Origin of the sequence: Ectobacillus funiculus, assembly GCF_004138295.1 — a bacterium.
Taxonomy (GTDB): domain Bacteria; phylum Bacillota; class Bacilli; order Bacillales; family Bacillaceae_G; genus Ectobacillus; species Ectobacillus funiculus.
In genome coordinates, this window is sequence record NZ_SCFM01000013.1 from 130,686 (window position 1) to 153,113 (window position 22,428).

At 42.4% G+C, this 22,428-nt stretch carries 25 protein-coding genes; 15 read left to right on the top strand and 10 right to left on the bottom strand.

What is annotated here, in order from left to right:
• Positions 1-46: 46 nt before the first annotated feature.
• From EP737_RS10725 to EP737_RS10735, 3 genes are all read left to right on the top strand, one after another.
• Positions 47-385 carry a YmaF family protein gene (locus EP737_RS10725; protein WP_129727968.1) on the top strand — a complete coding sequence of 113 codons (339 nt, stop codon included), beginning with the start codon at positions 47-49 and terminating at the stop codon, positions 383-385.
• Positions 386-488: 103 nt separating this feature from the next.
• Positions 489-1,385 carry an RluA family pseudouridine synthase gene (locus tag EP737_RS10730; RefSeq protein WP_129727969.1) on the top strand — a complete coding sequence of 299 codons (897 nt, stop codon included), beginning with the start codon at positions 489-491 and terminating at the stop codon, positions 1,383-1,385.
• Positions 1,386-1,471: 86 nt separating this feature from the next.
• Positions 1,472-2,098 carry a DUF1648 domain-containing protein gene (locus EP737_RS10735; protein WP_129727970.1) on the top strand — a complete coding sequence of 209 codons (627 nt, stop codon included), beginning with the start codon at positions 1,472-1,474 and terminating at the stop codon, positions 2,096-2,098.
• Positions 2,099-2,201: 103 nt separating this feature from the next.
• Here the strand turns inward: EP737_RS10735 and EP737_RS10740 are convergent, their stop codons facing one another.
• A complete protein-coding gene (locus EP737_RS10740) occupies positions 2,202-3,053 on the bottom strand; it encodes a CAP domain-containing protein (RefSeq protein WP_246040222.1) in 852 nt (283 codons plus the stop codon).
• Positions 3,054-3,272: 219 nt separating this feature from the next.
• Entirely contained in the window at positions 3,273-4,118 is an 846-nt protein-coding gene (locus tag EP737_RS10745) for a CAP domain-containing protein (protein WP_129727971.1), read from the bottom strand.
• Between the two features lie 781 nt (positions 4,119-4,899).
• Here EP737_RS10745 and EP737_RS10750 point away from each other — a divergent pair.
• The 7 genes from EP737_RS10750 to EP737_RS10780 all read left to right on the top strand — a co-directional run bounded on the left by EP737_RS10750 (position 4,900) and on the right by EP737_RS10780 (position 11,870).
• A complete protein-coding gene (locus EP737_RS10750; RefSeq protein ID WP_129727972.1) occupies positions 4,900-5,859 on the top strand; it encodes a YncE family protein in 960 nt (319 codons plus the stop codon).
• Complete coding sequence (locus EP737_RS10755; protein ID WP_129727973.1) at positions 5,859-6,527, top strand: response regulator transcription factor; 669 nt, start codon at positions 5,859-5,861, stop codon at positions 6,525-6,527. The genes EP737_RS10750 and EP737_RS10755 overlap by 1 nt, the downstream gene beginning before the upstream one ends.
• 2 nt (positions 6,528-6,529) lie before the next feature.
• The gene (locus tag EP737_RS10760; protein ID WP_246040223.1) at positions 6,530-7,918 is read left to right on the top strand and encodes a sensor histidine kinase; all 1,389 of its coding nucleotides are present in this window, start codon (positions 6,530-6,532) and stop codon (positions 7,916-7,918) included.
• A 203-nt stretch (positions 7,919-8,121) separates the two neighbouring features.
• Complete coding sequence (locus EP737_RS10765; protein WP_281278891.1) at positions 8,122-8,814, top strand: FadR/GntR family transcriptional regulator; 693 nt, start codon at positions 8,122-8,124, stop codon at positions 8,812-8,814.
• Positions 8,815-9,001: 187 nt separating this feature from the next.
• Positions 9,002-9,718 carry a (Fe-S)-binding protein gene (locus tag EP737_RS10770; RefSeq protein ID WP_129727975.1) on the top strand — a complete coding sequence of 239 codons (717 nt, stop codon included), beginning with the start codon at positions 9,002-9,004 and terminating at the stop codon, positions 9,716-9,718.
• Positions 9,719-9,732: 14 nt separating this feature from the next.
• Entirely contained in the window at positions 9,733-11,157 is a 1,425-nt protein-coding gene (locus EP737_RS10775) for a LutB/LldF family L-lactate oxidation iron-sulfur protein (RefSeq protein WP_129727976.1), read from the top strand.
• Positions 11,157-11,870 (top strand): LutC/YkgG family protein, encoded by a 714-nt coding sequence (locus EP737_RS10780; protein ID WP_129727977.1) that lies wholly within the window; start codon positions 11,157-11,159, stop codon positions 11,868-11,870. The genes EP737_RS10775 and EP737_RS10780 overlap by 1 nt, the downstream gene beginning before the upstream one ends.
• Before the next feature lie 126 nt (positions 11,871-11,996).
• On the opposite strand, the gene EP737_RS10785 is transcribed toward EP737_RS10780, so the two are convergent.
• Complete coding sequence (locus EP737_RS10785) at positions 11,997-13,697, bottom strand: pyruvate oxidase (RefSeq protein ID WP_129727978.1); 1,701 nt, start codon at positions 13,695-13,697, stop codon at positions 11,997-11,999.
• 178 nt (positions 13,698-13,875) lie between these two features.
• Between EP737_RS10785 and EP737_RS10790 the strand changes: the two genes are divergently transcribed.
• On the top strand, positions 13,876-14,646 hold the full coding sequence (locus tag EP737_RS10790; protein ID WP_246040225.1) for a prepilin peptidase: 771 nt from the start codon (positions 13,876-13,878) through the stop codon (positions 14,644-14,646).
• Positions 14,647-14,911: 265 nt separating this feature from the next.
• Here EP737_RS10790 and EP737_RS10795 read toward each other — a convergent pair whose 3' ends face one another.
• The 4 genes from EP737_RS10795 to phaQ all read right to left on the bottom strand — a co-directional run bounded on the left by EP737_RS10795 (position 14,912) and on the right by phaQ (position 16,808).
• Positions 14,912-15,097 carry an alpha/beta-type small acid-soluble spore protein gene (locus EP737_RS10795; protein ID WP_129727980.1) on the bottom strand — a complete coding sequence of 62 codons (186 nt, stop codon included), beginning with the start codon at positions 15,095-15,097 and terminating at the stop codon, positions 14,912-14,914.
• Positions 15,098-15,248: 151 nt separating this feature from the next.
• On the bottom strand, positions 15,249-15,692 hold the full coding sequence (locus EP737_RS10800) for a MaoC family dehydratase (RefSeq protein WP_129727981.1): 444 nt from the start codon (positions 15,690-15,692) through the stop codon (positions 15,249-15,251).
• A gap of 99 nt (positions 15,693-15,791) precedes the next feature.
• Positions 15,792-16,316 (bottom strand): polyhydroxyalkanoic acid inclusion protein PhaP, encoded by a 525-nt coding sequence (gene phaP / locus EP737_RS10805; protein WP_129727982.1) that lies wholly within the window; start codon positions 16,314-16,316, stop codon positions 15,792-15,794.
• Positions 16,317-16,358: 42 nt separating this feature from the next.
• Entirely contained in the window at positions 16,359-16,808 is a 450-nt protein-coding gene (gene phaQ / locus EP737_RS10810) for a poly-beta-hydroxybutyrate-responsive repressor (RefSeq protein ID WP_129727983.1), read from the bottom strand.
• Between the two features lie 244 nt (positions 16,809-17,052).
• Here phaQ and phaR point away from each other — a divergent pair, with 244 nt between their 5' ends.
• The 3 genes from phaR (at position 17,053) to phaC (ending at position 19,456) form a co-directional block, all read left to right on the top strand.
• Positions 17,053-17,508, top strand: coding sequence for a polyhydroxyalkanoic acid synthase subunit PhaR (gene phaR, locus EP737_RS10815; RefSeq protein ID WP_129727984.1), 456 nt, complete (start codon positions 17,053-17,055; stop codon positions 17,506-17,508).
• Between the two features lie 52 nt (positions 17,509-17,560).
• Positions 17,561-18,304, top strand: a complete 744-nt coding sequence (locus EP737_RS10820; protein WP_129727985.1) for a 3-oxoacyl-ACP reductase — start codon at positions 17,561-17,563, stop codon at positions 18,302-18,304.
• Positions 18,305-18,370: 66 nt separating this feature from the next.
• A complete protein-coding gene (gene phaC, locus EP737_RS10825) occupies positions 18,371-19,456 on the top strand; it encodes a class III poly(R)-hydroxyalkanoic acid synthase subunit PhaC (RefSeq protein WP_129727986.1) in 1,086 nt (361 codons plus the stop codon).
• Positions 19,457-19,495: 39 nt separating this feature from the next.
• Here phaC and EP737_RS10830 read toward each other — a convergent pair whose 3' ends face one another.
• Positions 19,496-19,840, bottom strand: coding sequence for a DUF3905 domain-containing protein (locus EP737_RS10830; RefSeq protein ID WP_425455879.1), 345 nt, complete (start codon positions 19,838-19,840; stop codon positions 19,496-19,498).
• Between the two features lie 132 nt (positions 19,841-19,972).
• Between EP737_RS10830 and EP737_RS25535 the strand changes: the two genes are divergently transcribed.
• The gene (locus EP737_RS25535; RefSeq protein ID WP_165350754.1) at positions 19,973-20,140 is read left to right on the top strand and encodes a hypothetical protein; all 168 of its coding nucleotides are present in this window, start codon (positions 19,973-19,975) and stop codon (positions 20,138-20,140) included.
• A gap of 103 nt (positions 20,141-20,243) precedes the next feature.
• Here the strand turns inward: EP737_RS25535 and EP737_RS10835 are convergent, their stop codons facing one another.
• Both EP737_RS10835 and EP737_RS10840 read right to left on the bottom strand, forming a co-directional pair.
• Positions 20,244-20,465, bottom strand: coding sequence for an NINE protein (locus tag EP737_RS10835; RefSeq protein WP_165350755.1), 222 nt, complete (start codon positions 20,463-20,465; stop codon positions 20,244-20,246).
• A 192-nt stretch (positions 20,466-20,657) separates the two neighbouring features.
• Positions 20,658-22,424, bottom strand: coding sequence for a B12-binding domain-containing radical SAM protein (locus tag EP737_RS10840; RefSeq protein WP_129727989.1), 1,767 nt, complete (start codon positions 22,422-22,424; stop codon positions 20,658-20,660).
• Positions 22,425-22,428: the final 4 nt, after the last annotated feature.

Genomic DNA, 22,428 nt, shown 5'->3' on the forward strand with positions numbered 1-22,428 from the left:
CATATATGTTTATAAGACATACTCTTATAAACAAGGAGTGAGCTGCTTGAATAAAGTAGGGAAAGATGATTTTGTTCCTGGATTCGTTCCAAAGCATAACCACGGATCTGTCGATTATACATCCACCGAAGCAGGGCATGTACATCAATGCCTGGACGTAACATCTCCTCCGATTCCAACACAGGATGGCGGGCACATTCATTATACGGAAGGCTATGTCATGTTCGAGAATGGTCATACTCATTACTACAAGGCGTATTCGGGACCTGCCATTCCTGTGGGAAATGGCATGCATGTCCACTATTACGACTTTTATACGACGGAAGATGATGGTCATAAGCATCATGTTAAAGGGGTAGACCAGCCTGCACCAGGTACAAAATAAAAGCTTTACGATTTTTCTAAATATTTTCTATGTTGAGGAAAAGAACCTGTGACCATTTGGAAACAGGTTCTTTTTCGTTTACAATATAATGTGGTGATGAAATATGTACATGGTAAAAAAAGGAGAATGGTGCGAAATAGTCGTGCCTTCACATTGGAGCTGCACAATCGAGCAGCTATTAAAGGACAGATGGCAAGTGCCAAAGAAGCTTCTTCATCAATATCGAATGGAGAAGAGTGTGATTGTAAATGGCGAGGCAAAACGCTGGAGTGAAGAATTGCAGGCAGGGGATGTGCTGCGCGTTCGCATGTTTCTTGAAGAAGACCTTGGGGTTGTGCCCGAATACATGGATGTAGATATTTTATATGAAGACGACCATATTTTAATTGTAAACAAACCGATTGGTATGGATACACATCCGGCAGATAAGGGAGGCAAGCATACGTTAGCGAATGGAGTCGCTTATTATTTGCAAGCTGCGGGAGTTGCCACAAAGGTGCGGCATATTCATCGCTTAGATAAGGACACATCAGGTGCTATCGTATTTGCGAAGCATGCGCTCGCAGGAGCCATCATGGATCGCCTGTTGCATGAGCGAAAGATTAAACGAACGTATATGGCGCTTGTGGAAGGAAGGCTGAAGGAGAAGAAAGGTGTGATTGATGCTCCAATTGGACGAGATCGTCATCATGCGGTGCGTCGAAGAGTATCACCTAAAGGAGATCGTGCTGTGACGCATTATGAACTGATACGCTATATGCCGAAGGAACGTCTATCCTTAGTAGAACTGCAGCTGGAAACCGGACGCACGCATCAGATTCGCGTACATATGAGCTATATCGGCCATCCTCTTGCCGGGGATCATTTATATGGCAGCCGTACTTCATTTATAACACGCCAAGCGCTGCACGCGAGGCAAATTCGACTTCTTCATCCGATTACCGAGGAAATGGTTGAAATTTCTGCACCAGTTCCTGCTGATATTACAAATATATTATAAATTATTACGAATGATGTAGAGGGAAGGATTTCTATGGAGGAAAAGCGAATGATGTAACTCACGAAACACGAAAAGGAAGGTGAAAGATGCTATTACTTCGTAAAGTCTCCGTATACCTTTGTCTATTTTCGCTATGTATGAGTGTTGCTTTATACCCGCTTTTGCCAAGTCACGTTGCTACACATTGGAATATTAATGGAACAGCAGATGAACATACGACAAAAATAATGGCAGGTTTCCTTATCCCGGTGCTAATGGTATTTCTATTTAAAGTTTCTGACTTTACAATGCGCTATATATATGGAACAAGTAAACGAAACTGCACGGTGCATGCGATTGTCACAAATACTGTTTTATCCTTTTTATTATTTATTCATGTCCTTATTTTGCTAATAGGGGCCGGGATTTTTATTGATTTTCAGATGTGTCTGTTAGCGGCGGCAGGAGCGTTCTTCCTCGTGTTAAGCTGGTGCTTTGCGAAAATACAGACGCGTGAACCTGTTACCGCCCCGTTCGTATCAACAGAAACCGTATTTCAAAAAATGCAAATGCATACTGTCCGAACATTTTGTTTTATTGGATTCGGTTTATTGGTTAGTCTTATCCTGCCGCAGCAATGGCAAGTATATACAGCTATATGTATGATTGGCTTTGGAGGAATTTTTATCATTATCATGACGTTGTATTACTATACAATAGAAAATCGAAATTAAGATAAGAGGACGAAATCCGGCTTATCGATGAAGCACTTTTCCGTTGCCGCAATCCCACTTTTAATCCTTCCCAACAAAAAATCGGCCAAAGGCCGATTTTTTGTTATTTTTTACCGATGAACATTTGTGTCCAATAATCCTGTGAGCTTGTATGCCCGATTCCGATATGGGTATAGTTGCCGTTTAGGATGTTAGCACGGTGACCAGGACTGTTCATCCACGCTGTCACTACTTCATCAGCAGAACGTTGTCCTTTGGCGATGTTTTCTCCCGCATAAGAATAAGATATCCCAAAGCTTCTCATCATATCAAAAGGAGAACCATATGTTGGACTTGTATGTGAGAAATAGTTTTTACTTAGCATATCATTGGATTTTGCTTGTGCCACGTTTGCTAACGAATTATCGACTTGTAAATCGCGCAAACCATTTTTTCTTCGCTCTGCATTTGTTAATTCCACGACACGTGCTTCTGTTGCATCAAGTGTACCGCCGGTTGCTTGAGTACCCGGTGCTGTAGTGGTACCTGGCGTTGTCGTTTTTGGCGTTGTCGTTGTTGTACCTGGTGTTGTTGTATTTGGTGTTGCTTGGTTCGGACAAGGACAGAGACGCGTATAGCCGCCAGTTGGTGTAAAGGATACAGGATTTGGCGAAATGTAGCCTCTGGCATTTCTTGCAGGCAGAGCATTGTCAGGATTTGTTCGCAAACCAACATTGCGATCATTACGATCTGGCCATAAGCCATTATCACGATTTATACGTAAGTCACCGTTACGATCCGTTCCTACTGTGCGTAGATCAGTACGGTCTGTTCGTCCCATATCATTTGTAGATACGTTGTGGCGATTCACTGTATTATCATTTAAAGCTGTGTCTCGATTAGTACCACATCCACTAACTGTAAGCAATGAGAGAGAAAGAACGGTAGCGGTCGTAAAAATACGGAATTTCCTCATCTTAAACCCCTCCTCGATAGCATTCACTGAAAGGAACTCCTTTCTCTTGTATTGTTCCTTTATGCTTCAGAGAGATGCTTGGTAATTACTCGTAAGTGAGGGAGTTTCAAGAGGAAAAGAATAGCAATAGGAATTTAATCTATACTAGATAGAACAGCAAGAATGAAACTATCTGTATAATACATAATAGCCCTCCCGGTATCGGGAAGGCTATTCATATTATTTCGAGATAAATTGCTGAGTCCAAATGTTTTTGCCAGCAACATATCCAACACCTATATGTGTATAGGTCGTATTTAAAATATTAGCGCGGTGACCTGCACTGTTCATCCATGCCTGTACCACTTCTTCAGGTGTTTTTTGACCCATTGCAATGTTTTCCCCTGCTGTACGGTACGAAATACCAAATTGTTTCATCATATCAAATGGTGATCCGTACGTTGGGCTTGTATGGGAAAAATAATTTGCGTTGTACATATCCTGAGATTTAGCTTTTGCAACCTTACTTAAAGCGCTATCTACCTGCAGTGCTGGTAATCCTTGCTTAGCTCGCTCTTGGTTTGTTAATGTTACAACTTTTTGTTCGTATGCACTTAATGTGCCTGTTGAAGGAGCAGGTGCTGGCTGAGTCGGTTTTGTTGTTGTCGGCTGGGCCGGTGTTGCCGTTGTTGGCTGAGCTGGTTTTGTTGTTGTTGGCTGAGCCGGTGTTGTTGTTGTCGGCTGAGCTGGTTTTGTTGTTGTTGGCTGAGCCGGTGTTGCTGTTGTTGGCTGAGCTGGTTTTGTTGTTGTTGGCTGAGCTGGTTTTGTTGTTGTTGGCTGAGCTGGTTTTTGTGTTGTTTCTAGAGGGACATTAAATGATTGCCACTCCGTGTAGGTATGATACAAAGAAGCAAACATCTTTGCCCATGCTGTTTGGTCCTCTGCATTCCATTGAAGTGGAGAGACATAGATTACTTTTTCATACGATACAGGCTGCTGAACGGTTTCTGCTTTTGCATTTGTGGATGATGCTCCAAATGTAAGAGCCGCAGCAGCTGCAAGAGATAGTAATGTTGTTTTCTTCATCCTTATAACCCCCTAAGTAGAAGTGTCTATACATATGTCAACATGTCGAGTCATGCTAATATTGGCGCCGTTATTTGACACATTCATAGTAACATAGCTTTAGAGGGAGGTAATTTGGAAATATTTTCATAGATATAAACTTTTCCATTTATATCCTCTTTTGAAAAATCCTTATGTTTGGCGAAAAAAGCAGATAATGTGTTGGGATTGCAATCTGCTCAAGAGGGATTGCGAAATTTAGAAAAAATGATATACGAGAAAAAGTCAGCTGAATGATTGGATAATATTGGACGGTTCGAAAGCAGAAAATGCAGTTATTTCAAGAAAAACACGAAATTGAATAGGATAAATATAGAAACTATTTAACACAACTGTAACAATATTGTTCGATAATATTTATATACAGTTCATAAAAGAAATCTTATCGGTGAGTTTGGTTTACAATACAATAAGGTAGAAATCTCCATATGGGATCCCATTCGACGTAGTCGGAAATTTTAAGAGTACAGTGTAAGACTATCGTCCAAGAGCAAGGCTTGCCAATCGACGAGTTTTCTTTACACTTTAAGAAAGAATAAATTTCTAGCTAGAAGATAATTCGACGTAGGGAGAAATTTTAGGAAGAAAGTATAAGTGCAACTACGCCTCTGTCTTCGCCCAAGAGCAGGGCTTGCCAATCGGTGAGTTTTCTTTACAACCTAACAAAGCATTTCATACTTTTCTCACAATTTTTTGGTATTCTACAATGGAGATAATAAGCTGTGGCCATTGAGGTGATGATTTGAAGAACTTCATTTTACTTCTGTTTACTGTATGGCTTGTAACAGGATGCAGTCGGGAGATGTATAAAGCAATTCCTAAAAATAAAGATGTTGTCATTGTAACAAATCAAAAGGATGGCAGCCTTAGCTTTATAGATGCAGCTAACAAGAAGATGATCGCTTCCTGGCCGATTCGTAAGGCGGTCATGGGGACAGCTGTGCTCCCGGATCATGATACGATTGCTGTATATGGCCAGAATTTGGAAGTTGTCTATTTGTATTCCCTCAGCAAAGGAACGGAAGTCGGGGAATGGAAAACGGGTAAAGGAATTACCAATATCATTGTATCATCAAGCGGAAAAGATATACTGCTTGCGGATGGACAAAGCAATACTGTACGTCTATACAATAAAAATGGGACGGAAATAGCAGCGATTCCAGTTGGAAAGCGGCCAATGACAATGGTAGAGCGGAACAACCAGTTATATGTGTTAAATTTTAACGATACTGTTTTATCCGTTGTGGGTCTTAAGGAAAAGCGGGTGATAAATACGATTTCTACTCCGCAATCTTCCCTTGGTGCCGTTATATATGGGAACGAACTATGGATTGGTGGTCACGGAAGCGGAGCGGAAATAAATGAGAATGTCTATATATATGAAGGTCATTCCCTGAAACAAAAGGTGTCTGCGCCGCAAATGCCAGTAAGCTTTGCTAGTGATAATGAATTTATCTATGTTCTCAGTCACGGATCTGGCGTGTTGCGAAAAATAGATGGAAACACGCACAAGGATATAGCGACCATTGAGGTAGGTGCTAATCCATTTGCAGTATGGCTGAGCGGAACAGCGTTGTTTGTTGCAAGCTATGATAGCGATGAAATATACGTCATACCTACAGATACAATGAAGATGGGGACAAGCATCAAGGTAGGAAAGGGACCGTTTCATATGACCGAACGGAAAGGAGAGGAGCATTAATGACGTATAAGGTACTAATAGTGGATGATGAGAGTGATATGCGGCAGCTTGTCGGGATGTACTTAGAGAACGCAGGGTATAAGTGGGATGAGGCTCCTGACGGCAAAACGGCTCTTGAGATGATTAAGCGTGAGAATTTTGATTTGCTTATTTTAGATATTATGATGCCGGAGTTAGACGGGATTTCTGTATGCAAAGAACTTCGCAAAACCTCTGATATTCCTGTGATTTTTTTGACGGCAAAAGGAGAGGAATGGAATCGGGTAAACGGACTGCGGAGCGGCGGCGATGATTATATTGTGAAGCCGTTTAGTCCAGGTGAGCTTGTTGCGCGGATGGAGGCGGTGCTGCGCCGATATGTAAAAACCGGACCAAAGGATAGTGTTTCGTATGGTGAGCTTGTGATTAACGAAGCAGGCCGCCGCGTTGAGCTAAGCGGGAAAACTGTAGTATTAACGGTGAAGGAGTTCGATTTGCTTACATTCCTTTGTTATCATAAAGAGCAGGTATTTAGCCGTGAACAGCTGCTCGAAAGCGTATGGGGTTATGATTACGCGGGCGGTACGAGAACGGTTGACACACATATAAAAACAATCCGGCTGAAGCTCGGTTCCTACGGTAGCCATCTTAGCACAGTATGGGGCGTCGGCTACAAATTTGAGGTGTAATTATGCCACGTCTTACTATGGTACAAAAGCTTTGGCTTACAATTAGCTGCGCTGTGCTGCTTACCGTTTCCTTGTTATATTTAATTTCCATATATTCCTATCAAAAGCTATATGTACAGCATATAGAAGATACACTGCAAACGGAGGGGCGGCAGCTTGTAGCTGAATATAAAGGATCGCTTCCGGATTTTGAACAGAAGGTACAGTGGTTTAATTCGATTTCGAAGACGGAGCTACTGTTTGTAAGTAACCCGCGTGATTTGAGCGCTTGCTTGCCGTTTGATGTGCAATACAATAATGCCATTATCACTGAGGAAGACCGACAGGAGCTGCTGAATGGAAATACTGTTACAAAGGTAGGATTTGAGGAACGGTTTCATCGTCAGATTATGGGCGTAATTATTCCGGTATTAGAAAAGAAAAAATTAATAGGTATCGTATATTCCTACATTCCGCTCAAAAGCATTAAAGATTTAATTCTTGATTTAGCCTTCGTACTGGCGCCTCTTGCTATTGGTTTAATCTTGCTTATGGCATGGGTGGGCCGCAAAATTGTCATTGCCATTACAAAGCCGCTTTCACAAATGGAGCGTGTTTCCTATCAAATGTCAAAGGGAGACTTTACCGAAAGGATCCCGATTACAACAAATGATGAAATTGGCCTCCTTGCCTCTGCATTTAATAGTATGGCGCATGTTTTACAAAAGGAGGATTTGCAGCGTAAAGAGTTTTTAGCTAACATCTCGCATGAGCTTCGCACTCCCCTTAGCTATATAAAAGGCTACAGCGAGGCTATACTGGACGGTATTAGCAAGCCGGAGCAGCAGGTGAAGTTTATTCGTTTAATTCATAAAGAGGCAGGACGTATGCAGCGGCTCGTACATGATTTATTAGACTTAGCGCAGCTCGAGGGTGATTTATTCCCTCTCAATAAACAGCCGACCGCGTTTGCACAGCTCGTAGAGGACACATTGGAAACATATGAACAAGGCTTGTTAGAAAAGAGGATCCTGCTCAAAACAGAACTGAACCCGGAGATTATTTCTTATATCGACGAAGATCGCATGCGGCAGGTGATTCACAACGTGATGGATAATGCGATTCGCTACACACCCGAGGGCGGTACGATTTCTGTTGTGCTGCTTCAGCAGGAAAAGATGTGCGTGCTTCGTATATCCGATACAGGAAAAGGGATTCCAGCGCATCATGTACAGAGACTTGGTGAGCGATTTTACCGCGTCGATAAAGCGCGCAGCCGCCAAAATGGGGGAACGGGTCTCGGCTTGGCGATTGTGAAGCAAATTGTCGAGGTTCACGGAGGGGCATTATGCATTACAAGCAAAGAAGATCAGGGAACAACGATTGCGATTACGCTTCCGATGGCAGAGTAGGAAGGAGGGAGCTCCGTTTATCCGTTCATATCAGCTGTTTTCCCAGTCAAGCTTCATAAATTGTTTGAGGTTTATATAAATTGCGGCTACAATAAGAGATACAATTCAAAACTTTCCTTTACCGGTGCAGCAAAACATTTGCTGCTGCCGGATGGATACCGAGGTGGTACAAGCTGAGTTATAAATCAATTCGACCAAAGAAAATATATGAAGAAGTAGCGGAAGCTATTTTAGCTATGATTAAAAACGGGACATTAAAGCCAGGGGACAAGCTGCTCGCCGTTCATCTGCTGGCAGAGCAATTTCAGGTTGGGCGTTCCGCTGTACGCGAGGCTCTAAGCGCGCTTCGGGCAATGGGGCTTATCGAAATGCGCCAGGGGGAAGGTACGTATGTCAAGAGCTTTGATGCTTCAGCGGTAGCAGCTCCTTTAAACTCTGTTTTACTAATGAAACAAGAAGACGTTATCAATTTGCTTGAGGTGCGGAAGGTCCTTGAGGCTGGAGCGGTTCAGGCAGCTGCTTTAAAACGGACAAACGAAGATTTACTGGAAATCAAACATTGGCTAGAAGAAATGGAGCGCGGTGCAGGAAACGAAAAGGCAGGGGAAACAGCTGATTTTCAGTTTCATATGGCCATTGCTAAAGCTGCCCACAACCCGATGCTGCTTGAGCTCATGAATCATGTGTCCAGTATGACTGCCGAAACGATTGGAGAAACGCGAAGATTGATTTTATACGGTGAGCAAACAACAGCAGAACGGCTTGCAGAGCAGCATAGAATCATTTTTCAAGCCATTGTGCAGCAGGATGCAGAGGTTGCTAGAGATGCGATTGTTAATCACTTAACACACATCGAGGAAATGCTCGACGCTGTTTGGCGTAAAACAAAAATATGAAGCCTTGTTGATAATTTTTCTTTTAAAATTCAAAATTTCTGTTAGAATAATAAGCAAACGCTTTCGTTTTTTTCATGTTCAGGAGAAAAGGGAATATTCCAGAAGAGGATATTCATTTCTTTTTTACCAAGTCATCAGATGACCTGATAATTAAAAAGACGGTGTTACGGAAGAGGAGAGAGATAGAATGAAGGTTACATTGTTTGTTACATGTCTAATTGATACATTTCAGCCGAACGTCGGAAAAGCAACAGTAGAACTGCTTGAACGTCTGGGCTGCGAGATCGAGTTTCCAGAATCGCAAGTATGCTGCGGGCAGCCAGCTTATAATAGCGGATATGTATCAGAAGCAAAGGAAGTGGCGAAAAATATGATTCGCACATTTGAAAATGCGGAATATATCGTTACGCCATCTGGTTCCTGCGCTACAATGTTTCAGGAGTATCCGCACATTTTTCACGGAGATGCTGAGTGGGAAGGACGGGCAAAGCGGCTTGCGGAAAAAACGTACGAACTCACGCAATTTATTGTAGAAGTATTACAAGTAACTGATGTCGGTGCGCGCTTAGATGGGAAGGCGACATACCATACATCATGCCATATGACGCGCTTGCTTGGCGTGAAGGAAGCTCCTTTTACATTACTTTCCAACGTAAAGGGTTTGGAGGTTGAGAATTTGCCAAATGCGCAAAATTGCTGCGGCTTCGGTGGAACATTCTCTGTCAAAATGATGCAAATTTCCGAGCAGATGGTCGATGAAAAGGTGCAAAGCGTGGAACAAACAGGAGCGGATTATTTAATTGGAGCGGATTGCGGCTGTTTAATGAATATTGGGGGACGCATTGAACGTTTAGGAAAAGAAGTAAAGGTGCTTCACATTGCGGAAGTATTAAACAGCCGATAAGGGGGAAATGAACAATGAGCATGAAAATTAGCGATAAAAAGTTTAATGAACGTGTAGGTGAAGGGATTCAGGATTCTACAATGCGCGGTGCGGTTTCCGCTGCGCAGGAGCGGCTGTATACACGTCGTTTAACGGCTGCGGATGAACTAGGAGATTGGGAGAAATGGCGTGATCTCGGAGAACAAATTCGCCAGCATACGCTTGAGAACTTAGATTATTATTTAATGCAGCTAAGCGAAAGCGTGATGCAGCGAGGCGGTCACGTATTTTTTGCAAAAACAAAGGAAGAAGCGGCTCAGTATATTCAAGATGTAGCGAAACAAAAGCAAGCGAAAAAAGTTGTGAAATCAAAGTCGATGGTTACGGAAGAAATCGAGATGAACAAGGCGTTAGAAAGCATTGGCTGTGAGGTTGTAGAGAGTGACCTTGGCGAATACATTCTTCAGGTCGACGACCATGAGCCGCCATCTCATATCGTGGCGCCGGCACTTCATATGACAAAAGAACAAATCCGTGATGTATTTGAAAAAAAGCTAGGCTACGAACAAACAGAAGATCCATATGAGATGACGAAGTTTGTCCGCAAAATTCTTCGCCAAAAGTTTGTCGAAGCAGAAATCGGTGTAACTGGCTGTAACTTTGCGGTTGCGAATACAGGATCTATTTGTTTAGTCACGAATGAAGGAAATGCTGACCTTGTCACAGCGATTCCAAAAACACAGATCGCCGTGATGGGAATGGAGCGTCTTGTTCCGACTATGGAGGAGCTGGATGTATTAGTCGGATTGCTGTGTCGCAGTGCAGTAGGGCAGAAGCTGACAAGCTATATTACAGCAGTCGGTCCAAAGCATGAAGGGGAAGCAGACGGTCCAGAGGAATTCCATCTTGTGATCGTAGATAATGGCCGTTCGGAAATTTTAGGGTCAGAATTTCGTCAGGTGCTGCAATGTATCCGTTGTGCCGCATGCATTAATGTCTGTCCTGTATACCGTCATATCGGCGGCCACTCATACGGCTCCATTTACCCAGGACCAATTGGCGCTGTCTTATCCCCGCTGTTAGGCGGATACGATGACTATAAGGAGCTGCCTTATGCATCGAGCCTTTGTGGGGCATGTACAGACGCTTGTCCGGTAAAAATTCCGCTGCATGAGCTGTTGCTCAAGCATCGTCAGGTGATTGTTGAGAAGGAAGGGCGTGCCCCGCTAGCAGAAAAGCTGGCTATGAAAATGTTTGAAATGGGTGCTTCCTCCGCTGCATTGTATAAATTAGGCACAAAAATCGCACCAACTGCGATGATGCCAATCACGTCTGGAGGCCGCGTATCTAAAGGGGTCGGTCCGCTGAAAAACTGGACGGATATTCGCGAATTCCCAGCGCCAAGCAAGGAGCGCTTTCGTGATTGGTACAAAGATCATAAGAAAGGAGGAAATCATTAATGCAAGGAACTGTTCAAAATCGTGAGGCATTTTTAGACAATCTAGCAAAGCAGCTCGGACGCGAGCGACGCACAAGCGGTGTGACGCGTCCAGCATGGAAGCATGATGTGAATGAGGAAGTCATGAAGGGATTTACACAGGAAGAATTGCTGCACGCATTCCGAGAGCACTGTAATAAAATTCATACGACTGTTTTGGAAGCTACAAAAGAAAATCTGGCTTCTGTGCTGAAGCAAGTGATTACTGAAAACGGCGGGGGACCTATTATTACATCACAGGATGCACGTTTTGCTGCATATGGCTTGGAGCAGCTGTTGACGACAGAATTACCAAGCCAAGGGATGAAGGTGCAGGCTTGGGATGCGGAGAAAGGCCGCGAGGAGAACCATGCGTTTGCAGAACAAGCTAATTTCGGAATTGTATTTAGTGATTATGCGCTGGCAGAATCCGGGACAATTGTTGTGCAAGCACATAAAGGGCAGGGGCGCGCATTGCATTTCTTGCCAACGATTTACGTTGTAATTATTCCTCGTGAAACGCTCGTGCCGCGCATTACACAGGCCGTGCACAGCCTGCAGGAACGCGTGGAGCAGGGAGAAACGGTCGCTTCCTGTATTAACTTCATTTCCGGCCCGAGCAACTCTGCCGATATTGAGATGAATCTCGTCGTCGGTGTACATGGTCCGTTAAAAGCATATTATATCGTTGTGTAAAGAAACTCGCCAATCGGCGAGCTTCTTTCAGACTGTTGAACCCCCCTCCTCTTTACGATAGAAAGAGGAGGGGGTTATATGTATTACATAGAACAGAATCTAACTATACGAAGCAGCCTCCCTCTCTTATAAAGGGGGCAGGTCGAGTTTTCCTTCCTCAAATAGCTCCTTGAACATATGCTTACTATATCCCGCTGCTTGTGCAAATGTAATTTTTGCTGGCATCGGCGCTTCCTGTACATCTACTATAACATCTATAATGCACGGCTTGTTTTGCTGAACGGCCTTTTGCAGCGCCGGCAGAAGTTCCTCCGGCTTTTCAACTCGATATCCTACCCCGCCGCAAATATTAGCGTAATCAGCAAAGTTAGGATTGCATAAATCTGTTCCAAACTCGATATTTCCCATCACTTCTTGTTCGAACTTAATCATTGCAATCTTATGGTTGTTCAGCACAATGACTATGATTGGCAAATCGTATTTTACTGCAGTAACAAAGTCCGCCATTGTCATAGCAAATCCCCCGTCACCGCAAATAGCAAATACCTGCTTTTTTGGATAGGCAATCTTTCCTGCAATCGCGCCAGGCAGTCCGCAGCCGAGAGTCGCAAGCCAGCTTGAGATGATAAACTGCTGATTGGTCATACGGAAGTGTCGTGCCGCCCAAACGGTAACATTTCCGACATCTACAGATAATACGGCGTCATCATGAGCAACTTGCTGCAAAGCATGTATCACACGCTGTGGTTTAATTGGAACCGATTCATCATCCTCTTGACGGTTTAGACGATCCCACCACTTTTGCATTCTTTCTTGACTTCGTTCTAAGAAAGTGCGATTATCATTGCGACTCACATGCTGCGAAAGCCATTCTAATGTTTTTCCCGCCTCTCCAGCCAAACCGACATCGACCGGATAGCGTTTTCCGATTTGTGCAGGATCAATATCAATATGAATAGTTTTCGCCTTTTTCGGCAAAAACCCGGTAAACGGATAAGAAGTTCCTATCATGATGAGAGTATCTGTCTCCTGCATCGCTTCATAAGCGGCCTTTGTGCCAATTAATCCTAAGCCGCCTAAGCAGTATGGGTGTTCATCGGGAATAGCCCCTTTTCCTGGCAGAGTCAAAACAATAGGAGCTGCAATGTGCTCAGCAAATGCTAACAGCGTTTCACGTACGCCGTGTACACCTCTGCCTGCAAGGATGACGGGACTCTCAGCATTCTCTAAAACTTCCTTAGCTTGCTGAAGATCCTCTGTAGACGGAAGAATTTCTTGCTTTACGACAAGACTGGATGTTATGCGTGCTTCTGCTTCTACTTCAAAGCGGGGAATGTCATCAGGAACAGTAAGCACAGCCACTCCTTTTTTCGTGTAAGCAGTTCGAATAGCTTGGTTGACAACAGCTGGAAGCTGTTCAGCAGACATAATTCGCTGATTGTAGACTGCCACATCATCAAACATCCTTTCCAGGTTTACTTCCTGAAAGAAATCCGTTCCGATTAAATCTGATTCTATTTGTCCTGTAATGGCCAGCACTGGCACCTTATCAAGCTTAGCATCATATAATCCATTCAATAAATGAATGGCACCAGGGCCGGCAATAGCCATGCATACCCCCAGTTTCCCAGTTAATTTTGCATATGAAGCCGCAGCCAAAGCCCCTGCTTCTTCATGTCTCACTTGAATAAACTTGATTTTATCTTGTTTTTTACGAAGAGGTTCAATAATGGAATTGATGGAATCTCCGGGCATACCATAGATATGGTCAACCCCCCATTCAATTAATAAATCAATCAATTTTTCGCCTGCCGTTTTTTTAAACATCACACATCTCCTTTTCAAATATGCCTGTTTGTAGTTTGGCACATATATCCAGAACTTAATCAATAAAAGCCTCCTAATCAACAAGCGTTGATGCCCAGAATTTCCCTTGCATTTTCCCCTTCTTTGTATACAATGGAACAAAAGGGGCGCTTTGTACTCTTTTTGTTCTGTAAAATAAATGAAAAAGGCGGGATGCATGATTGGTTTAATTGTGTATTTGTTTCTTGTCGGTCTTGTTCTTGGCTCCTTTTATAATGTTGTTGGTCTGCGTATCCCCGCAGGACAATCTATTATCCATCCTCGTTCCTTTTGTCCGTCCTGCTTACGGACAATTAGAATCCGGGAACTCATTCCTGTTTGTTCGTACATATGGCAAAAAGGGAAATGCCGTAGCTGTGATGTACGAATTCCTCTCTTATATCCATCTCTAGAGCTAATTCACGGTTTGCTGTTCGTTTTAGCATTTCAGTTATTCGGCTGGAGCGGTGAAACGATTGTCGCTTGGACCTTGTTAGCGCTCCTCACGGTTATCGTAGCTTCTGATTTAGGCTATATGCTGATTCCTAATAAGATTTTATTATTTTTCCTTCCAGTGTTTGTAATAGAGCGTATATTTGTTCCCCTTCAGCCTTGGTGGAGCGGGATAGCAGGAGCATGTATTAGCTTCTTCTTTTTATTCATGATAGCGATATTGAGCAAAGGCGGGATAGGCGGGGGAGATGTAAAGCTTTTTGCGCTGCTTGGCTTTATCCTAGGAATAAAAGGTGTGCTCCTCGCTTTTTTCCTGGCCTCGTTTTTAGGGACTGTTTTTGGAGTAGGGGGGATCATAGCTGGAGCAATGAAGCGTCAATCAGCAATTCCGTTTGGACCATTTATTGCGCTGGGAACGATTATATCCTACTTCTTTGAACCGAATGTACTGGGATATTATTTTTTGCTGCTTCCATAAATAGCATTGCTATAAGAAAGACAGCGGGTGCATAGAATATTTGTTTAGAACCGCGTGTTTTTCATTGCCCTTTAAGAAAGCATAAATTTCTGGCAGGGAGATCACTCGACGTAGTGAGAAATTTTAGGAACAAAGTGTAAGGGCAACTACGCTTCTGTCTTCGCCTAACGTCTCACCAATCAGCGAGTTTTCTTTATTGTGGGACGTATAGACAAAAAGCAAGGAGGATGGAAATTTCCATCCTCCTTCAGCCATTGTTATGAAATTATCCGCGTAATTGTTGTTGCGCAAGAGCGACTAAACGCTTTGTAATTTCTCCTCCAACAGAACCGTTAGAACGAGAAGCTGAATCGGAACCGAGATTTACACCAAATTCACTTGCAATTTCGTATTTGAATTGATCCAAAGCTTGTTCACAGCCTGGAACAAGAAGTTGATTTCTATTAGGCATTGTGCACTACTCCTTTGTTGTCTGTATTCCAGCTTTCGTAAGCTGGTGTTATTAGAGTGTGCTGTTTTGCAGGGGACATACTCGGAAGTAGCAGGAGGGTATAGCAGTTCTTGGATGAAAAGGAAAAGAAAAAAGAGCAGCCATAAGCTAGCTACTCCATTTTCATAACAACTGCTGAACCTGCTACAACAAGCTTTTTATGCTGGTTATAGACATTGGTTTCGAGTGTCATAATTTTTTTATCATCGCGTTTTTGCACGACTTCTGCAATCACGGTCACTGTATCGCCGATTTTCACAGGCGCCTTAAAGGATACGTTTTGCGACAAATAAATCGTGTTTTTTCCCGGGAGCTTTGTGCCTAAAACGGCCGAGATAAGGCTAGCCACGAGCATACCGTGTGCAATGCGCTCTTTAAACATCGTTGTTTGTGCGAACGAATCAAGTAAGTGAACTGGATTTACGTCTCCGGTAAGCTTTGCAAATGCTTGAATGTCTTCGTCTGTGATCGTTTTCGTAAGAGAAGCCTGCTCCCCAATCTGAATCTCTCCATAGGCACGCTCAGGAACAACTTGTGCTTCTTGAAAAAGGTTCATATTATCCTCCTTTTTAGTTACCAGTGTAATAAAGCCGGAAGGATGATAGCGGTTCACCAGACAGACGAGCTCCTTTGACAGCAAGAAGTCGCTATATAATTATTTTACTGCAGTGAATAGAGTTTTAGAGCCTTCTTCGAATTTTTTTACTAAATCCAATTGCATGCCCTTTAATTCCTCAAGAAAACCATTCATCTGCTTTTGGATTTCCTCACGCTGATTTTGATTTTGCGCAACTAATTGTTTCACTGTGTCTTCCAACTGTCCACTTGCTTGTGAAAGGAAAGATACAGAAGCTTTTGCAGGAGAGATAGAGAATTGCTGCATTTGCTGAGCAAACTCATTCCATTTTCCTTGCCATTCTTCGATTTGTGGAGTAAATGGATTGCCTCCTAATTGCTTCACATAACCTGTATATTGAGCATTCAGTTGAGCAGAGTATTGTTTCATCTCTTGCTCCATCGTTCTTACTGCTTCTTCCATCTTCTGAAGCGTTTCTTGCTGTTGCTTCATTGTTTCTAAAGTAAGATGCTCCATTTGTTTTCCAGCGTTAGAGAACATAGAGAGCGATTGAGTCCAATTTTTCCAAAATGCATCCATGATTTCGTACGGTTTCATTTCCATGACTTGACCTCCGATATTTATTTGCATATTTGTGAATGCAGACTACTCTGCAGAATCACCTGATGAAGGTGGTTGCTTTGTTTCCTTACTTCCAGATGAGGAGAAGGGGAAAAAAGCATTTGTGTACAATGTAAAAAATGTGCCTAGCATTTTTTGATATTGCTCAAACGAGTTAACGCAAGATTCCAAATATTTTTCTCCGTATTCTGTTAGAGAATAAATTCGTTTGGCTGGTCCGCCCTCACTCGTATCCCATGTTGATGAAATTAACTTTTCTTTTTCCAGTTTGCGCAGCGTTCGATACACGTTGCCTTGGTCAATAGAAGAAAAGCCAATATCCATCAGCATTTGAATGAGTTTGTAGCCGTGAAGACTCCAATCTTTTAAACATAGAAGCAAAAAAGGCACTAAAAAATTTTTTGGAAGAGCATTTGATACTTTCGCTTGAGGTTCCTCTAGAAGCTCATTGTGTTCAGGTTCCTTACTGTTCATAGTGGCATCACCTCGTAAACAAATACAAAAATAGGAATTTTTTCTCATCTACCTGTAATTTACACCTACCTGTTTTTGTTGTCAATAAAAAGTCCGAAAAATAAAAAAAAAATAAAAGGTCGAAACAGTAAAAAAAAATAAAAAGTCCGAAAAATAAAAAAAGGGTTGCACGTTTCTTCTAAATGTTACAAAATATAGGATATACTGAATAGTTTTCACGTTAATTCCAAAGGGGTGTGATAATGTGATCGATCAAAAGTTTGACCCATTGAAGGCTTGGAAGGAAGTATACGACCAAACAGAGAAGTTTTGGGGGAAAACGCTAAATGAAACACTAAAGTCTGAGGAGTACTCCGCATGGACTGGAAGTGTTCTGGATTTGAATTTGTTTTACCAAAAAATGCTGAATGATATCACAAAAGGATATCTAGAGAAGATGAATGTTCCAACACAAGAGGATGTTGCAAGAATTGCATCTTTAATTATCAATCTAGAAAACAAAGTTGATAACATTGAGGAATTTTTGGAAGATAAATTAGAAAATATGGAACAAGCTCCTGGAGCAAAGCGTGATATTACGAAGGTGAAGCAAGATATCCGCCTCCTTGAAAATAAAATTGACCAAGTTTTAGAATATTTGCAAAAGCAGCAGGAATTAGTAGCAGCTGCGTCGAAAACATCTAGAGAAGAGAAGCAATAAGCTTTTTATTCTATACAAACTATGCTATATCATATTTTAGGGGGAAATTGAAATGGTTCAGTTAGATGGCAAAGTAGCAATCGTTACAGGTGGCGCAAAAGGAATCGGCAAATCGATTACGGAGGCGCTTGCTAAACAAGGGGTAAAAGTCGTCATCAATTATAACAGCAGTGCGACAGCTGCTGATGAGCTTGTAAACGCATTAGCAGAGCAAGGATCTGAAGCTTATGCATGCCAAGCTGACGTTTCTAAATTAGAAGATGCTAAGCGTCTTGTAGAGGAAACTGTACAACGCTATGGCAGAGTAGACTTCCTTGTTAACAATGCGGGTATCACAAGAGACCGTTCATTCAAGAAGCTTAGCCGCGAGGACTGGGATCAAGTAATTGACGTTAACCTAAGCAGTGTTTACAACACGGTCAGCGCAGCGCTTCCTTACATAGCGGAGTCTGATAACGGCCGAATCATCAATATTTCCTCAATTATTGGTCAAACTGGAGGATTCGGACAAACGAATTACTCTGCTGCTAAAGCGGGTATGATTGGCTTTACGAAATCATTAGCTCTTGAGCTTGCAAGAACGAATGTAACTGTTAACGCAATTTGCCCTGGATTTATTGAGACAGATATGGTTGCGGAAATTCCACAAAACGTTTTAGATCAAATCGTTGCTAAAATCCCGAAAAAACGCTTAGGATCAGCCGAAGAAATCGCAAATGGTGTTCTATACCTATGCCGTGACGGTGCATATGTAACAGGACAGCAATTGAATATTAACGGCGGCTTGTACATGTAATTTTCGGTATGTTCGAAGGTGCATGGTATACATGCACCTTCTTTTAAAAAGAAGGAGGAAACCGAAATGGCATCCATGTTAACCGAGTGGGAAAAACAGCTCGATTTTTATCCTGAGGAATATAAAAATTCATATAATCGCTTCAAGCGAGCAAGTGAGGTTCTATATCGCGAACCAGAGCCGCAGGTTGGGCTTACCCCTAAAGAAGTGATTTGGACAAAAAATAAAGCAAAACTATATCGTTATGTTCGCAAGCAAGAGAACACTCATGCAACGCCTCTCCTGCTCATTTATGCGTTAATTAACAAACCTTATATAATGGACCTAACACCTGGCAGCAGTCTCGTCGAATATTTGGTGGACCGCGGTTTTGATGTATACTTGCTCGATTGGGGTACATTCGGACCTGAGGACAGCCACTTGAAATTCGACGACTTTGTTATGGACTATATTGGGAAAGCAGTTAAAAAGGTACTACGGGTTTCCGGAGCGGAGGATATCTCTCTTCTTGGCTACTGCATGGGCGGAACTATGACATCCATCTATGCTGCTTTGCACCCACATATGCCAATTCGTAATCTAGTATTTATGACAAGTCCATTTGACTTCTCTGATACTGGCTTATATGGTGTTGTGCTTGATGAGCGCTACTTCAATCTTGATAAAGCAGTAGATACTTTAGGTAATATTCCAGCAGAAATGATCGATTTTGGAAATAAGATGCTAAAGCCGATTACAAACTTCGCTGGACCTTACGTAAGTTTATTTGACCGCTCTGACAACCAACGCTTTGTAGAAAGCTGGAAGCTTATGCAAAAGTGGGTAGGCGATGGTACACCGTTCCCAGGTGAAGCTTATCGTCAATGGATTCGCGAATTTTACCAAAACAACAAATTGGTAAAAGGCGAGCTTGTTATTCGCGGTCAACAGGTAAAGCTTGAAAATATTAAAGCAAATGTGCTAAATCTTTCAGCGCAGCGTGATCACATTGCGCTTCCTTGTCAGGTAGAAGCATTGCTTGAGCATATTTCCAGCACAGATAAAGAATACGTTTCCATCCCTACAGGTCATGTGTCTATCGTATACGGAGGTACAGCTGTTAAGCAAACGTATCCGACAATTGGGGATTGGCTTGAAAAACGTTCCCAATAATGAAGAAAACTCGCCAAATCGGCGAGTTTTCTTTACTTTTTAATCGTTTATCCCACGCTCAGGATGCATAAATACATCGTCATTGTTGCTTTGCTTTGGGCTTCGTTCCTTCTCAAGCAATTCTTGGTTCTCCGGTGCAATCCAGCCAATATCATTGGTTGGATGAACCCATTCATCTCCGGACATAACGGCTGGATCCGTATCTTCGCTCCAGTGGTTGAGCGGGCTATTCTCTGAATTATATTTACTGTCCCCTATGATCACCCCGAGCTTGTTTACAAAAGGAGGCTCCATCTTAATCCCTGTTCCTTTAAAGGAAGGAAAGCCAGCTTGATGGGGGATTGTTTCATCTAAAACGGGCGAAGAAAGTTTGGTCTCTTTCATATGCATGCTCCTTTGCTTTTTGTTATTATTGTACCCATCACATCTCCTTTTTCGAGCGTTAAAAGTTGCCACTCATAGTTAGAACCGTTTGCTTTATACTAAGCATACAGCTTATTTATGGAGGGAACATACATGGTTAAACGAAAAGTAGGCTATAATGCAGCTTCAACAAATAATCAAACACCGAAGGAAAGCTTGCCTGGGGGGCAAATGGCAATGGAGTTCGCAAGTGAGAATGTAGCTAAATATGCCAATCGAAATTCTAAAAAGGGGAAAAAGAATTCCTCTTCTGAGTTGTAAACCCTAAAATTTCCGCCTGCGCTGAAGTGGCTTCCAGCTGGAAATGTATACTTTCCTACAATGTAAAATAGGGCCAACCCTTTAAGGTTAGCCCTATTGTTGTCTAAAGAGAGGCCTTATATCTCCTATTTGCTTCATCAATCCATTTTTTGATTAGAAAGACATCTACTAGCCAAAGAAGGCCGATTGTAACCATACAAGCGAGCCAATACCAGAGGATTACACTTACCTTTTCCTTCACATAAATACGATGTACTCCAATGCCGCCAAGAAAGAACCATAGTATAATTGCTAAACCGAAAGATTTACGTTCCGATACGCTCATCTTCATCCCTCCCTTCCTTAACTGTATGAGGAAGGGGAAGGAATCAGAATCTAAAGAACCGGCAAGCCTTGCCCACCGGCGAAGACAGAGGCGCAGTTGCATTTACAGTATATTCCTAAAATTCCCCACTACGTCAAATGACCTTCTAGCTGGAAATGTATACTCCTGCCGTGTAAAAAGCAGACATGATCCTTAGTTTGCTGTTACAGTAAGCTGAGCCGGGGCAGAGTAAATCGTGCATTGTAATGTTTTCGGATCAAAATAAGCTAATAAGAGAGACGGCTGCATCGTTATTGCTCCGGTCTGCTCAAAGCCTGCAAAATCAAACGGTACAAACTCTAAAATGGTATGCTTATACAACTCTTTTTCTGTCAAAGAAAGCGAAGCAAACTCTTCTCCTAAAAGAGAGGGTTGCTCCAAAATAACCTTATAATAAAGCGAGAGCTGTTCTTTTGGGACGATTTCATCCCACCATGGTTTGCGCGGACGATATTTATGTCCTTGTAAATAGTCGGCTTTCATTAACCCTTGGATTACATCAAGATGCCGAGCTTGCGTTCCTTCTAAAAATTGATAGAGCCGCTTGAATAAGTCCTCAAGCTGATGACCGATGCGAACCCATCCCTGTTCATCCCAATAGGAGCCGAACTCTTGGAAGAAGTCGAATGGCGTTTCAAAGGTGCTTGATACTAGATATTCAAGAGTGCGATCCATACGATGGGCATTCCAGTATTTCTCCAACACGTCCTCCACCTGCTTAATACGCACAATATCATCAAATGGGAGGATATCGTTTCCAAGAATCTCATATGGAGCATGATCCATATATACATAGCTATGATCTTTGGAGCGAATGCGCAGACCAGTACCGCGCAGCATCTTTAAAAAGCCTAATTGCAGTTCTTCCGGACGAAGTGCAAATACATCGTTAAAGGTCTTTTTGAAGGAATCATAGTTCTCCTCTGGCAAGCCGGCAATTAAATCTAAATGCTGATCGATTTTTCCGCCTTCTTTTACCATCGTCACGGTACGAGTAAGTTTTGCAAAGTTTTGACGTCTCATGACAAGATCATTTGTACGATCATTGGTTGACTGAACACCGATTTCAAAACGGAATAACCCTGGAGGGGCCTCTTGATTGAGAAATTCAATGACCTCGGGGCGCATAATATCCGCTGTGATTTCAAACTGAAATACAGTGCCGGGAAGGTGCTCGTCAATTAGAAATCGAAACATCTCCATCGCATAGCTGCGGCTAATGTTAAAGGTACGGTCTACGAACTTAATGACTCTCGCACCATGCTTCATTAAGTAACGGATATCATCCTTAATGCGTTCGCGGTCAAAATAACGAACTCCCGTTTCTATAGAAGAAAGACAAAATTGACAGCTAAACGGACAGCCGCGGCTTGTTTCAATATAAGTGATGCGTTTACTTAAATGCGGAATATCTTCAGGAAAGCGATACGGTGATGGAATTGTTTTTAAGTCGAGCTTTTCACGCTGCGGTTTAATTACATATGTTCCATCTTCCTTTACAAAACCGATACCATCAAGTGTTTCGTATTGCTTGTTTCCCTGTATTTCGACAAGTAATTTTTTTACAGAAACTTCACCTTCACCGATGATAATAAAATCAACTTCTGGAATGCGCTCTAACCAATATTTTGTATCATAGCTTACTTCTGGTCCGCCAATAAACACAATAAGGCTAGGATTGATTTTTTTCAGCATTTGAATCACTTGAATTGTTTCCTCAATATTCCAAATATAGCAACTGAAACCGACTACATCAGGTTGGCGGCGATACAAGTCCGTCACAATGTTCATTGCTGGATCTTTAATTGTATATTCTGCCATCTCCAAATCAAATTCTGGCGCAGCATATGCTTTTAAATAACGTAAGGCTAAATTTGTATGAATATATTTTGCATTTAGTGTACTTACAACAATCTTCATTTGT

Bases quoted from the DNA above. Each gene is read 5' to 3' on its own strand.
- EP737_RS25535 (WP_165350754.1), top strand. From the start codon at position 19,973: ATGGTTAAACGAAAAGTAGGCTATAATGCAGCTTCAACAAATAATCAA.
- EP737_RS10760 (WP_246040223.1), top strand. From the start codon at position 6,530: ATGCCACGTCTTACTATGGTACAAAAGCTTTGGCTTACAATTAGCTGC.
- phaC (WP_129727986.1), top strand. From the start codon at position 18,371: ATGGCATCCATGTTAACCGAGTGGGAAAAACAGCTCGATTTTTATCCT.
- EP737_RS10830 (WP_425455879.1), bottom strand. From the start codon at position 19,840: ATGAAAGAGACCAAACTTTCTTCGCCCGTTTTAGATGAAACAATCCCC.
- EP737_RS10840 (WP_129727989.1), bottom strand. From the start codon at position 22,424: ATGAAGATTGTTGTAAGTACACTAAATGCAAAATATATTCATACAAAT.
- EP737_RS10730 (WP_129727969.1), top strand. From the start codon at position 489: ATGTACATGGTAAAAAAAGGAGAATGGTGCGAAATAGTCGTGCCTTCA.
- phaP (WP_129727982.1), bottom strand. From the start codon at position 16,316: ATGGAAATGAAACCGTACGAAATCATGGATGCATTTTGGAAAAATTGG.
- EP737_RS10755 (WP_129727973.1), top strand. From the start codon at position 5,859: ATGACGTATAAGGTACTAATAGTGGATGATGAGAGTGATATGCGGCAG.
- EP737_RS10745 (WP_129727971.1), bottom strand. From the start codon at position 4,118: ATGAAGAAAACAACATTACTATCTCTTGCAGCTGCTGCGGCTCTTACA.
- EP737_RS10770 (WP_129727975.1), top strand. From the start codon at position 9,002: ATGAAGGTTACATTGTTTGTTACATGTCTAATTGATACATTTCAGCCG.
- EP737_RS10785 (WP_129727978.1), bottom strand. From the start codon at position 13,697: ATGTTTAAAAAAACGGCAGGCGAAAAATTGATTGATTTATTAATTGAA.
- EP737_RS10780 (WP_129727977.1), top strand. From the start codon at position 11,157: ATGCAAGGAACTGTTCAAAATCGTGAGGCATTTTTAGACAATCTAGCA.
- EP737_RS10775 (WP_129727976.1), top strand. From the start codon at position 9,733: ATGAGCATGAAAATTAGCGATAAAAAGTTTAATGAACGTGTAGGTGAA.
- EP737_RS10795 (WP_129727980.1), bottom strand. From the start codon at position 15,097: ATGCCTAATAGAAATCAACTTCTTGTTCCAGGCTGTGAACAAGCTTTG.
- EP737_RS10735 (WP_129727970.1), top strand. From the start codon at position 1,472: ATGCTATTACTTCGTAAAGTCTCCGTATACCTTTGTCTATTTTCGCTA.
- EP737_RS10820 (WP_129727985.1), top strand. From the start codon at position 17,561: ATGGTTCAGTTAGATGGCAAAGTAGCAATCGTTACAGGTGGCGCAAAA.
- EP737_RS10790 (WP_246040225.1), top strand. From the start codon at position 13,876: ATGAAAAAGGCGGGATGCATGATTGGTTTAATTGTGTATTTGTTTCTT.
- EP737_RS10835 (WP_165350755.1), bottom strand. From the start codon at position 20,465: ATGAGCGTATCGGAACGTAAATCTTTCGGTTTAGCAATTATACTATGG.
- EP737_RS10800 (WP_129727981.1), bottom strand. From the start codon at position 15,692: ATGAACCTTTTTCAAGAAGCACAAGTTGTTCCTGAGCGTGCCTATGGA.
- phaQ (WP_129727983.1), bottom strand. From the start codon at position 16,808: ATGAACAGTAAGGAACCTGAACACAATGAGCTTCTAGAGGAACCTCAA.
- EP737_RS10740 (WP_246040222.1), bottom strand. From the start codon at position 3,053: ATGAGGAAATTCCGTATTTTTACGACCGCTACCGTTCTTTCTCTCTCA.